Genomic DNA, 13,094 nt, shown 5'->3' with positions numbered 1-13,094 from the left:
AAATAGTCAAATTTTCGATATTTATTACATATTAATTTATATTTTTATGTATAAATATTTCCTTCAATATAAAGAACATGTCCTAAAAATTAGAACATGCCCCCCTCATCCTGTAAATTCAGTTTAATACTAACCGTTGTTCCCTTATCTTTTTCACTTTCAATTTGCCACTGTCCACCATGTATATGAACAATTTGTTTCACAATAGCAAGGCCTAAACCTGTTCCACCGTGTTGACGACTTCTCGCTTTATCAACTCGGTAAAAGCGTTCCCCAAGGTTTTCCAAATGTTCTATATCAATGCCAATTCCTGTATCTTGTATTTTTAATTCACAGTAATCATAGATTTGCTCTAAAGTTATAACGATATTTCCTTTTTGATTTGTATACCGTATCGCATTATCTAACACATTATGAAGCACTTGTTGCATACGATCCTCATCAATCATGACAATGACCTCTGGATTTAAATTGGTTGAAATATGAATTTCCTTTTCTATAAACTTAATCTCATACGTATCTAATACGTCTTCAATCAGCTGTGAAAAAACGATAGGTTGCTTCTTTAACGGAAAGTGCTCGCCTTCTAATTGTGCTAAGTCTAACAAGTCATGAACGAGACGCTGCATACGACCTGCTTCTTTATGAATTAGCTGCGTTACTTTTTCCTGCTGCGGTCCCTTTGCAACACCATCTAAAATAGCCTCGCTATACCCTTTTATATAACTAAGTGGTGTTCTAAGTTCATGCGAAACATTTGCTAAAAATTCCTTACGCTTTACATCTTCTGTTTCTAATGAATTTGCCATTTTATTAAATGCTTTTCCTAATCGTCCAATTTCATCCTCTGAAGAAACTGTAATCCGCTCCGAGAAATCTCCCGTAGCCAAATGATTTGCAACCCGCTCCATTTGCGAAAGTGGCTTCGTAATTGCAATTATAATTTTTCTTCCAACCCATATCGTAATTAAAATCATAGCAATTGCTAACGGTGCTAAAATAAGACCCATATCATAGATTAAATCTTTTATACTTTTTAAAGGAATATACGAATAGACAATTCCGACTAATTTTTTATTTTCCAATACAGGAATGACAACCCCCATAATATTACGGTCAAAATGTTCTTCATATCCTATTTTTGTCACAGTTTTCCCATCTAATAGCGTTTGCCTATCTCCTTCACTTATAAGAGAATGGTGATGCACATCAAAAGGCAAACATGCGCTTAAGTCACGCGGATTAGACACAAAAATAACGTCTGAACTAGATATTTGATCAAACGATCTTACTTTCTCTTCAAAAGTTGATATTCCTTCACGCCTATCATATTGAGCAGCAAGACTTTTTCCTTCCATTACTAACGAAGCTTTTAAATTATCAACGTATAATTTTTCATACGAGTATAAAGATACGAAATAAAGAAAGGACACTGTTACACATACTGCACATACTACTGTAAGCCAAAGTTTTTGTACCATCGTAAACATACGTTACACCTCGAATTTATAGCCTACACCCCAAACAGTTTGAATGTAGTTTCCACTTTCTCCAAGCTTCAAGCGCATCGTTTTCACATGCGTATCCACTGTTCTTGTACTTCCGGCATAATCATATCCCCATACCTTTTCAAGTAATTGCTCCCGGCTAAACACTTGTCCTGTATGCTGGCAAAGAAAATATAGTAAATCAAACTCTTTTACAGTAAGAGAAATCAATTCACCATCCGCCTCGATTCGTCTACTTTTTTCATTGATAAGAATTGGTCCAAATTGAATCTCTTCTTGCTGTTCTTGCTTTGTATATCTTCTTAGCACAGCTTCCATACGGGCAACCAATTCACCAGGACTAAACGGTTTTACAATATAGTCATCTGCTCCCATACGTAAGCCGTTCACCCTATTCCACTCTTCACCTTTTGCGGTTAAAAATATAATCGGTACATCTGACGTTTTTCTAATTTCTTTACAAACTGAAAGTCCATCCATTTCTGGCATCATTATATCTAATACAACGAAATCATAATGATCCGTTTCTAGCTTTTTAAGAGCCTCTTTTCCATTTTCAGCTTCTCCCCACTCATATCCAAAGTTATCCAAATACATTCCAACAAGCTGCCTCATATCACTTTCATCATCTACAACTAGCACTCTATATTTATTCATTGTCCTTCCCTTCCCTCTCTATGAGTTGAAACGGTCCTTTTCCGACTTTAATTGTTTGTTTTATTTTCAAATTCTTCATATCCATAACGCACACTTCATCACTATCATAACTGGCTACATACCCTTCTGCTCCGCTCTCCAAAAATGCAAATGGATTCGACCCTACTTCTACAGAAGCTATTTCTTTATATGTGCTAACATCAAACTTTCTAAGTGTATTCGACCCATGACTGAGTGCATATACGTACTTACTATCCTTCGTTATATTCACAGGCATAAATGGAGCGTGTAAAGAACGCACCATTTCTCCACTCTGTAAAGAATACACTAACACTTTCTCATTTACTTGATTTCCATCACCATGTCCGCCAATCCATATTTCTTTCCCATCAGGACTAATCGTCGCTCCTGTTGATGCTGGCGGAATCATAAAGGATTGAACAACTTCTTTTTTCTTCGTATCAATTGTCGTTAGTTTCGTATCATAAAAGTTTAGTACAGATAACCGATTCTGATACTCTACCATCGTTATAGGCCCTTTTCCTGTTGAAACATTTCCTGTCTCTTTCCCATTTATCGTAAAGAATCTTACCTTTTGAACATTTTGATCAGCAGCAAATAATTGTTTTTTATCTGCTGATACGACCACATTTACAATGCCCTTTCCAGTTTTATATTTTTCCACTTGCCTTCCTTCCGCTAGTGAATATACATACATATATTCTAATTGCTTACCGTATACAAGTATTTCATCGCCATTTGGAAGCAGTGTGATTCCGGCCATTGGCTCATTTAGTTCCCATGTCGTAATTAACTTTTTATCCTTTTTATCAATAAAACTAATACTGCCTTCTTTTATATTCGTAGTTATAATAACATTTTTATCTTTAGCAATTGGTGTATATGAACTTCCTTGACACCCTACTAATAGAAATAAAAAACAGAGAAGAAAAACATACTTTCTCAAAAGATTCCCTCCATCTTCAGATGATTTCGTTATAATTGTAAAATAACAAATAAATGTGTGGAAAGTGTGAAATTTCCCTTTCTTACTCAATTTACATATATAATGTACAACAAATAGAATTTGAGGTGTGTCAATTATGCTATTTCCTGATTTAGCGAATAAAATTGTACGAGAAGTACGCAGACTAATTACAGAAAATATAATTATCATTAATATAGAAGGCGTTATTATCGCAAGTACAGATATAGAAAGAATTGGACAATTTCATGAAGGTGCACTCCGCTGCGCCAAACAAAAGAAAACCGTCATCATTACAAAAGAAGATGAAAGGCGATTGCAAGGTGTAAAGGCTGGGATGAATCTTCCTTTATTATTTCATGATGAAGTAATTGGTGTCATTGGGATTACAGGAGAACCTGAAAACATTTCACGCTACGGAGAAATATTGCGTAAGATGACCGAATTATTAATTCATGAAAACTACTTTTTAGAGCAACTAGAACTTGAGCACCGTTCTTATGAAGCTTTTGTCTTTGATTGGCTTCAAAATACAGAGTGGTCCCCAAGTTTTCTTGATCGCGCAAAAACACTTGGCATTGATTTATATAAGAAAAAACAACTTATTTTGTTTTCTATTGGCAAAAATGACACGATGCTCCAGCGTAAAATATGGCAACACATACGTAATATTTTAACAAAAGAGCATCTATTTGTTCGCTGGGGAAATGATCGTTTTATTTTATTTACAGCAATGAGCTCCAAAGAGCAAACTTATCAATTTTTAAAACGATTAAAACAAGACTGCGAAACTTTATTTTCTATTCCTTTATATATAGGGATTGGACAAACAGTTACCTCAAACAATATGAGCATATGTTACGAACAAGCATTACGCGCTCTTTCTGTATCATTGGAAACGAAAAAAATTGTATTTAATGAAGATTTACGTTTAGAAATGTGTTTACAAGATATTTCTGCCGAAACGCGTGAACAATTTCTAGAGCGTACCATCGAAAACTTATTATCATTTCCTGAGCTTATGCACACTTTACGCTTATTTATCGATTATAACCAATCTTATAAACAGACGGCTAAACAATTACATATACACATTAACACATTACATTACAGGCTAAAAAAGATTGAAGAACATACAGGACTTGATCCAAAACAATTCAAAGACTTAAACGTTTTATACTTCGCACTTCTCCTATTAGATAATCATATAAAAAAGAACGATAAAATAGATTAATCTTTAGATGATTATACATAGAAAGAATCCCTCAACTTTTTTATCATTATAATGAAAGCACTGTTACCACGTTGTTTATTATAACTAAACACGTTAACAGTTTGAGGGGGATTTCCAATGTTAGAAAAACAAATTATTCATTCATTCGTATCTATTGTTGGCGAAGATAATGTAGATACATCCAATATGGGGCGTTTAACTTATAGTTATGATGCTACTCCAAACTTCCAAGCAATGCCTGATGCAGTCATTGCTCCTCGTAATACAAATGAAGTAGCTGAAGTGTTAAAAGTATGTAACACTCACAAAATTCCTGTGTATGTGCGCGGGTCTGGAACAAATCTTTGCGCAGGAACATGTCCACTTGAAGGCGGTATCGTCCTTATTTTCCGCCATATGAACAATATTTTAGAAATTGATGAAGAAAACTTAACAATTACTGTACAAGCTGGTGTCATTACACTTGATATTATTAAAGCGGTAGAAGAAAAAGGTTTATTTTATCCACCAGATCCAAGCTCGATGAAAATTTCTACAATCGGCGGTAATATTAATGAAAACTCAGGTGGATTACGCGGTTTGAAATATGGCGTAACACGTGATTATGTAATGGGGCTTGAACTTGTCTTACCAAATGGTGATATTATTCGCACTGGTGGTAAATTAGCAAAAGATGTAGCTGGTTACGATTTAACTCGTTTATTTATCGGTTCTGAAGGAACACTTGGCGTGGTAACAGAAGCTATATTAAAACTTGTTCCTATGCCTGAAACAAAGAAAACAATGCTTGCATTATATGAAGATATTAATGAAGCTGCACGTGCTGTTTCTTCTATTATTGCAAATAAAATCATTCCAGCAACACTGGAGTTTTTAGACCAACCGACAATTGAAGTAGTAGAAGAGTTTGCACAAATCGGTTTACCTACAGATGTAAAAGCAATTTTATTAATCGAACAAGACGGTCCGCCCGAAGTAGTCAATCGAGATATTGAAAACATGGCTAATGTTTGCCGCTCTATGAATGCAGTTGATGTTCGCGTTGCAAAAGATGAAACAGAAGCAGATGCGCTTCGTACCGCTCGCCGTAGTGCTCTATCAGCGCTCGCACGACTAAAACCTACTACAATATTAGAAGATGCAACTGTACCACGTTCACAAATCGCTCCTATGGTTGAAGCTATTAATGCCATTGCAAAAAAATATATTATTCCTATTTGTACGTTTGGACACGCTGGTGATGGTAATTTACATCCAACTTGTATGACAGACGCTCGTAATGCAGAAGAAATGCACCGAGCTGAGCAAGCTTTTGCTGAAATATTTGCGAAAGCAATTGAACTTGGTGGCACAATTACTGGTGAACATGGTGTTGGTGCAATGAAAGCTCCATATTTAGAAATGAAATTAGGTAAAGAAGGTATTGCAGCTATGCAAGGAATAAAGCAAGCTTTCGATCCAAATAACATTATGAATCCTGGAAAAATGTTCGCGAAAGACACTCGAAAAAGAGTGGTGGTTGAGCGATGACCACATTAAATAAAGAAAATATTCAAAAAGAATTTAAAGAACGATTAAGTGAAGATGAATTACTAAACTGTATGCGATGCGGTTTTTGTTTACCTACTTGTCCTACCTACATTCAATCCGGATATAAAGAGTCACATTCACCGCGCGGACGTATCGCATTAATGAAAGCAGTCGTTGATGGTTTAATCGAACCAGATGAAGATGTTGAAAATACATTAAACGTTTGTCTTGGTTGCCGTGCTTGTGAGCCTGTTTGTCCATCTGGTGTAAATTATGGACATTTATTAGAAGAAGCTCGTGATATTATTAATCAAAATAAAAAATTCTCAGTGCCAGTGAAAGCTGTTCGAAAAGTCGTTTTTGAAGGATTATTCCCCCATCAAAATCGAATGAGAACATTAACTGGACTAATCGGATTTTATCAACGTTCTGGTTTACAAACACTAACACATAAAACAGGGATTATGAAGTTATTCCCTGAAACACTTGCAACGATGGATCTCGTTTTACCCAAAGTCCCTAAAATGAAAGCGATGAAAGATCGTCCTTCATTTTTACCTGCAGAAAGTACAAAGAAAAAACAAGTTGCATTCTTCACAGGCTGCTTAATGGATACGATGTTTTTAGAAACAAATAACGCAACGATGAAACTTCTTCAATTAGCTGGTTGTGATATCGTTATTCCGAAAACACAAAGTTGCTGCGGTGCATTGCATGGACATGCTGGTGAAAAGAGTGGAGCAAAAGAATTAGCAAAGCGAAATATAAAAGCATTCGAAGATTTAAACATCGACTATATTATTACGAATGCAGGTGGTTGCGGAGCTTATCTCGTAGACTATGATTATCTTTTAAAGGATGATCCGGATTGGGCTGAACGTGCTAAGCAGTTTATTTCTAAAATTAAAGATATTACTGCTATTCTAGTAGAACTAGATTTCCATAAACGTAATGACTTACGACTCACGCCGCAAGTTATTACGTATCAAGACTCTTGTCATTTACGCAATGTTATGCGCACATCTTCTGAACCTCGTATGTTACTAGAGGCTATCCAAGGTGCAACATACCGTGAAATGAAAGATGCCGACCGTTGCTGTGGTTCTGCTGGTATTTACAATATTGTTCATTCAGAGTTATCAATGGCATTTCTAGATTACAAAATGGACCGTGTGCATGAAACAGACGCAGCAACCATTGTTACTGCAAATCCAAGTTGTTTATTACAAATGAAATTGGGCATTGAGCGAGAAGGGCTTTCTCATAAAATGAGAGGAATTCACATTGTGGATTTATTATTAGAAGCAATTGAAACTAACTCGTAATAACTCGTAACATACGTAATAATAGGAAAACGGCTATCTCCTTCGTCTATGTAAAGAGATAGCCGCTTTTTTGTCTGCTACAACATTAAAAATATGTTACTTTATTATAAAAAAGAACAACAGAAACATTACAGTTTTGTAAAAATCAATCCATTATATTCCTCAAAAAATCGCTCAAACCATTGATACAATAGGATTCTTCATTTTCTATTTAGGTAACTTTATCCAAAAACCCCCTCTTAAAACCAAGTATAAAAACACTATAAATTCCTTTTACACTCTATATTTCTCTTATTTTTGTTCCCTTCTTCTCTTAGGATAAATTAGGTAATTTTAAAGTCTATGAATTTTTTTCCATCTTTTTTCTCGCAAATTGTATGCTACGATGAATTTGTCAGTCAGACAGGCTGTCAAAAACAAATCGTGTGAAAACAAATTAAAACTTTATATAGGGGGACACACATCATGAAAAAGCGTGTTTTATTATCTGTAGCTGCTGCAACAGCTCTTACTTTAGGAGTATCTTCTCTAGATGCACAAGCTGCAACAGTACAACCATCTAACTTAAAGGTTCAAAATATTCAGCATTCAAAAGTGATGATGAAACAAATGAGCCAACAAGAATTACAAGCATTCTTACAATCTATGGGCGTTGAATCATTAGCACAATGGCAACAAGGAAACTTCCAACCAAACTGCTTCATTCCTGGTCAACAACCTACTGAAAATGTTGTAACTGAGCAACCAACTGCTAAGCCAGAAACTCAAAAGCCTGCTGAACAAAAACCAGTTGAGCAAAAGCCTGCTGAAGAAGTTCAAAAACCAGAAGCTCAAAAACCTGCTGAAAACAACAATACTCAAAAACCTACTGAACAAAAACCTGCTGAGCAAAAGCCTGCTGAAGAAGCAAAATCTTTAAGCGAGTTTGAACAACGTGTTGTTGAATTAACAAATGCTGAGCGTGCAAAACAAGGCTTACCAGCACTAAAAATCGATACTGAATTAAGCAAAGTATCACGTATTAAGTCTGAAGATATGCAAAAAAACAACTACTTTGATCATAACAGCCCTACATACGGGTCTCCGTTTGACATGATGAAGAAATTTGGCATTTCTTATACATCTGCAGGTGAAAACATCGCTCAAGGCCAACGTACACCTGAAGAAGTAGTACAAGCTTGGATGAACAGCGCTGGACACCGTGCAAACATCTTAAATAACGGCTTCACTCATATCGGTGTTGGTTATGTAGAAAGCGGCAACTACTGGACACAACAATTTATTACGAAGTAAATAGATTAAAAGAGTCTTCTCATAATGAGAAGACTCTTTTTTAAGTTTCATAGCTTTCTATTATGTATGAATAGAAAATATATAACATAAACAACATAGATCCACAGCTTATTACACTAAGCAATACATAAAATCCCCACTCTAAGTTCAAAAACAATGAAAACAATATGCCACATGCCATCACTTGAAAAATCCGTCTACTCACTAAACGAATTTTTTGTAATTTAATTGGGTCTTTTTCTTTGCCTTTTATTTTCTTAAATTCTTTACTCAGCATAAAAAGAAACATACTAATCCCAATCGTTAATCCTGTTTGAAAGGATATCAAATCCCCAAAATTAATAAAGAGGATAAGCATATGAATAAACAACATAAATAACGTAATTTTCTTTATAAATCCGCCTATAATACCATGCTCTCTTTCATTAAACTTAAATATATTATGTGAAATAATATACAAAAATCCATATGAAAAAATAATAAAACAGGGAATAAATGCTACAACAACTTGTTTACTCATAAACTCGTTTGGCTCACCATTTACATTCCAATGTACTGCCATACGATTTGGTAAATAGGGATAAAGACATAGAGTAAGTAAAAGACAAGCGAAAAATATTCCAAGTACATACTTATATTTGATCAAGTGATTCTCACCTCTCTTTTCTCTTAACGGCTTCGCTTCTTGTAGAGAAATCCCTGCAAAAATCTACTTTTTTCAAGTTAAAACTTATACTTTACGCATTTTCTTTTTGAAATTCTTTTATTTTATTATTTAACTTTGCAGGAAACGGCACATCAACTTCAATCGCTTCTTTCGTAATTGGATGCAAGAAATTTATCTTCATCGCATGTAATGCTTGACTGGACATATATTTTGTTTGTCCACCATATAATACATCCCCAACTAGTGGATTACCATTATGACTCATATGAACACGAATTTGATGTGTTCTACCCGTTTCTAATTGTAACGTTACGAAAGTCGTGTTTTGCTTCTTAAAATACTTTTCTACTTTATAATATGTGATAGCCTGGTCACCTTTTGGAGAAATACGACGCCTTGTAGCATGATGGCGATCCCTTCCGATAGCAGCATCAATCTTTCCTTGTTTCTTCTTTACTTTCCCTTCAACGAGCGCAGCATACGTTCTTTTAATTTTTCTTTCCATTAATAGACGATCCATAATTGCACCAGCAATTCTATGCTTAGCAAACACGACACCACCTGTCGTATCTTTATCTAAACGATGAATATGACGCACCCTCGTCTCTAAACCTTGCATTTGAAAATGAAAAGCAACAAGATTTGCAAGCGTCCCGGTTCCACCTTTTTCAGCAGGGTGTGTGTCCATTTGCTCTGGTTTATTTACGATAAGTACGTGATCATCTTCGTATACTACATGTAATTCACCATATTCTGGATCTACACCGTACTCTTCCTCCGCAAACATATGGACTTGTAACTTATCGTTCTCTTTTAAAAGCTCATTCCATCTTCTTTGTTCCCCGTTAACCGTAACACCTTTTTCCATACGAAGCTGATGTAATAGCTTTTTCGGTATTTCCCATTCTACTTTTAATACCGATTCAATACTTATACCATTCCATTTAGCTGGAACGGTAATTTCACACCATTCGCCCTTTTTCTTTGTTTCCATACTGTTTATCACCTTATTTCTATTGATTCTCTCATTGTAACGGAAAACACACTTTGATGCACCGTCAAAAATAGAGGACAGTCTTATAATAGACTGCCCCTCAAGCTCTAAGTCTTTTCATTTCTAACAATACTTCTTCAGCTTTTTGTTCATACGATAAATCCTTAAAGAAATCCGCCAACCTTTTATAATCATTGTAAGCATCTAATAAATCGTCCATCTTTTCTATTTTCATCACTTGTTGTTTTTGTTTCATTTTTACTGGATAGCGATAACCTGATACTTCTTGTATTTTGTAATACTCATCCTCTACTTGAACGACCTTTACAAGTTCTTCCTCTTCTGCATCCATCGTATACCCGTCAAATTCTCTAAGTAGTTCATAAATGATATGAGTCCATTCATCTTTTGGATAAAATCCTTTTTCTAACCGATAACCGACAATGCGATACATATGCCCATCGTTCTCGGCAAACTGTACTGTATCATTTAACTTAAACTTAAAATAACGAAACATTGCCTTCACCTACTTATTATGTAATGTTCTTATCACATACTATTTGCAAAATGTAGGCTTTGCTATTCATAAAAAATGCTCATCAATATGATGAGCATTTTTTACAATGATTTTTCTCGTTTTTTTCGAAATGGTAACCACCAGTTCCAGTCTCCAAATAACTTCATTAAGCTTGGTACGAGCATAAGACGAATAATTGTTGCATCAAGAAATATTGCTAACGCAACGCCAAGACCCATCTGCTTTACTGGTAAAATATCAGTAAATGCGAATGCACCAGTTACAACAATCATTATTAAAGCAGCTGATGTAATGATTCTACTTGTTGAAACGAGCCCTTCTAACGTTGCTTGATCGTTATCTCCTGTTTCTTCATAGAGCTCATGAATACGTGAAATAAGAAATACTTCATAATCCATACTAAGCCCAAATACGAGGCCAAAAATGAAGATTGGTAAGACAAACAGAACCGGACTCGTTTCTAAACCGAAATGACCACCTTCAAATAACCAAACAACAATTCCAATAGTTGCACTTAAACTAAGTATATTCATAACAATTGCCTTAATTGGAATGAGTATAGATCGGAATGCAAATAATAATATAACAAAGGTCGATCCAAATATAACAGACATACCAATTACTACTTTATCTTTAATTTCATCTTCTAATTCTTGTTGAAATGTCGTCATTCCTCCTAGATAATAAGTAACATCCGTTTCTTTATAGTTCTTTTTAAAGTCACGCACCCACTGTTTTGCAGTCTCTGTACGTGGTTTTGTTTTCAAAAAGATTTCTATCGTCGTCTTATTCCCTTGCGTGTATGCTTCAAATACAGGAGTTAGTTTCGCTGATTCTGGCGACTGTAATATTCCAACAACTTGATCTACTTTCATTCCAGTTAACCCGTCGTATAAACTTCTTACTTCATGTACTTTCTTATCATCTTTTAACTTTTGAACGACTTCTTCTATCTTTTGTAGACTTTCTTTTTCTTTCATATCTTTTTTCGTCTCTACAACTAACGTAACATCAGCGTGTGTTTTGACAGTTTCATTAAATGCTTCTTCATACTTTTCATATGCAATTCTTGTATCACTCTTTTCAGGTAAAGCTTCAACACCAGGGAACTGCAAATTAGCTGTACGTAACGGTAATAAGCAAATAACAATAAATGTTGTAACAACAATAATCATTGCAATTGGATGTTTCATCACAAATTGTGCAAATTTACGCCATGCTTTTGCCGGCGTATGTGCTACTTGATTCTTTTTTAATATTCTTTTACCTATTAACGATAATAGTGCTGGAAGAAGTGTGAGTGAGAATAAAATGCTCATAATGACAACAATCATTCCGCTAATCGCTACAGATTGAATATAATCTATCTTAAAGAAAAACAAACCGGATAACCCAACAAATACACATAATCCTGAAAATACAATCGCATGTCCTGCCGTTTGATATGTAATTGCTATCGCTTCTTTTACCGTTCGTTTAGCAACTTCCTCTCGAAAACGGTTCACAAATAATAGCGCAAAATCAATAGATAATGCAAGTCCAATCATCGGTGCAACGTTTAACACGAAAATAGATAGTTCTTTATCAACACCGATGAAATACAATATCCCCATCGTACTAATAACACTAAGCGCCCCATTCAAAATCGGTAAAATTGATGCCAAAAGACTCCCAAACGAAAATAGTAATACAAGAAACGCAATTGGTAATCCAACCATTTCTGCTACTTTTAAATCATTTTGCGTTCTTTCATTAATCTCTTGATTAATTTTCGGAAATCCTGTAGGTGTTAATTTTAATGCTACATTACTTTCTTTCTCAATCTCATCAGCAAATTGTAATGTCTTTTCCATTCTTTCTTTATTTGTTTTCCCGGAAAATAAAATTGTCGCATAACCGATGTCATCTTGTAGCATTTCTTTATTTTGGATTGGGTGATGGAAAGATTCATAGTTCTCTTTCTCTTGAACATTCTTTACAATTTCATCTATTCGTTTTTTAAATTCCTCATGCGAAACATCTTTATTTTTCTCAAAAACGAGCAGAAGCGTATCTTGAGACTTCTTAAAATCTTTATCTAAAATTTCTTTTGTTTTTTGATAGTCGCCTTCCGTTTGGAAACCATCGCCACCTAATACTCCCGGTAGCTTTGGAGCAAAAATCCCAAGTGCGATTGCGAGCAACAGTAGCGCTACAATTACTGTATAACGAGACTGATACAAAAAGGCTCCTAACTTCCCCCACTTATCAACTTTATGTACATTTGTCTTCACACATTTTCACCTACTTTAAATGATTCAATTGTCACTTATACTGTATCACATCTTGATATAAACAAAAAACGTCTGGAAAAACTATAATGA

Annotated in this window: 11 protein-coding genes; 4 read left to right on the top strand and 7 right to left on the bottom strand. The window is 35.0% G+C overall.

Going from position 1 to position 13,094, the window contains the following annotated elements; translation table 11 throughout:
• Positions 1-89: 89 nt before the first annotated feature.
• The 3 genes from ACTFRH_RS02960 to ACTFRH_RS02950 are packed head-to-tail and all read right to left on the bottom strand — an operon-like array spanning position 90 to position 3,132.
• Complete coding sequence (locus ACTFRH_RS02960) at positions 90-1,490, bottom strand: sensor histidine kinase (RefSeq protein ID WP_000494797.1); 1,401 nt, start codon at positions 1,488-1,490, stop codon at positions 90-92.
• Between the two features lie 3 nt (positions 1,491-1,493).
• Positions 1,494-2,165 carry a response regulator transcription factor gene (locus tag ACTFRH_RS02955; RefSeq protein WP_001046395.1) on the bottom strand — a complete coding sequence of 224 codons (672 nt, stop codon included), beginning with the start codon at positions 2,163-2,165 and terminating at the stop codon, positions 1,494-1,496.
• Positions 2,158-3,132 carry a YncE family protein gene (locus ACTFRH_RS02950; protein WP_001234149.1) on the bottom strand — a complete coding sequence of 325 codons (975 nt, stop codon included), beginning with the start codon at positions 3,130-3,132 and terminating at the stop codon, positions 2,158-2,160. The genes ACTFRH_RS02955 and ACTFRH_RS02950 overlap by 8 nt, the downstream gene beginning before the upstream one ends.
• 136 nt (positions 3,133-3,268) lie before the next feature.
• Here ACTFRH_RS02950 and ACTFRH_RS02945 point away from each other — a divergent pair, with 136 nt between their 5' ends.
• The 4 genes from ACTFRH_RS02945 (at position 3,269) to ACTFRH_RS02930 (ending at position 8,532) form a co-directional block, all read left to right on the top strand.
• Positions 3,269-4,384, top strand: coding sequence for a CdaR family transcriptional regulator (locus ACTFRH_RS02945; RefSeq protein ID WP_000898636.1), 1,116 nt, complete (start codon positions 3,269-3,271; stop codon positions 4,382-4,384).
• A 117-nt stretch (positions 4,385-4,501) separates the two neighbouring features.
• Positions 4,502-5,914 carry a glycolate oxidase subunit GlcD gene (gene glcD / locus ACTFRH_RS02940; protein WP_000890760.1) on the top strand — a complete coding sequence of 471 codons (1,413 nt, stop codon included), beginning with the start codon at positions 4,502-4,504 and terminating at the stop codon, positions 5,912-5,914.
• Positions 5,911-7,239, top strand: coding sequence for a (Fe-S)-binding protein (locus tag ACTFRH_RS02935; RefSeq protein WP_000209647.1), 1,329 nt, complete (start codon positions 5,911-5,913; stop codon positions 7,237-7,239). Before glcD ends, ACTFRH_RS02935 begins: the two co-directional genes overlap by 4 nt.
• A gap of 465 nt (positions 7,240-7,704) precedes the next feature.
• A complete protein-coding gene (locus ACTFRH_RS02930; RefSeq protein ID WP_000747586.1) occupies positions 7,705-8,532 on the top strand; it encodes a CAP domain-containing protein in 828 nt (275 codons plus the stop codon).
• Between the two features lie 40 nt (positions 8,533-8,572).
• Here the strand turns inward: ACTFRH_RS02930 and ACTFRH_RS02925 are convergent, their stop codons facing one another.
• From ACTFRH_RS02925 to ACTFRH_RS02910, 4 genes are all read right to left on the bottom strand, one after another.
• A complete protein-coding gene (locus tag ACTFRH_RS02925) occupies positions 8,573-9,178 on the bottom strand; it encodes a DUF1648 domain-containing protein (protein WP_000598994.1) in 606 nt (201 codons plus the stop codon).
• A gap of 91 nt (positions 9,179-9,269) precedes the next feature.
• Entirely contained in the window at positions 9,270-10,193 is a 924-nt protein-coding gene (locus tag ACTFRH_RS02920; RefSeq protein WP_000448352.1) for an RluA family pseudouridine synthase, read from the bottom strand.
• A 100-nt stretch (positions 10,194-10,293) separates the two neighbouring features.
• Complete coding sequence (locus ACTFRH_RS02915) at positions 10,294-10,710, bottom strand: hypothetical protein (protein ID WP_000490301.1); 417 nt, start codon at positions 10,708-10,710, stop codon at positions 10,294-10,296.
• Between the two features lie 101 nt (positions 10,711-10,811).
• Positions 10,812-13,004: an MMPL family transporter gene (locus ACTFRH_RS02910; RefSeq protein WP_440048770.1), complete on the bottom strand. Its 2,193-nt coding sequence runs from the start codon at positions 13,002-13,004 to the stop codon at positions 10,812-10,814.
• Between the last annotated feature and the right edge of the window lie 90 nt (positions 13,005-13,094).

Origin of the sequence: Bacillus cereus group sp. MYBK216-1 (assembly GCF_051916495.1) — a bacterium.
Lineage (GTDB): Bacteria > Bacillota > Bacilli > Bacillales > Bacillaceae_G > Bacillus_A > Bacillus_A thuringiensis_K.
Note: the sequence above shows the minus strand (reverse complement) of the source record. Positions and strands in the feature narration are given on the sequence as shown.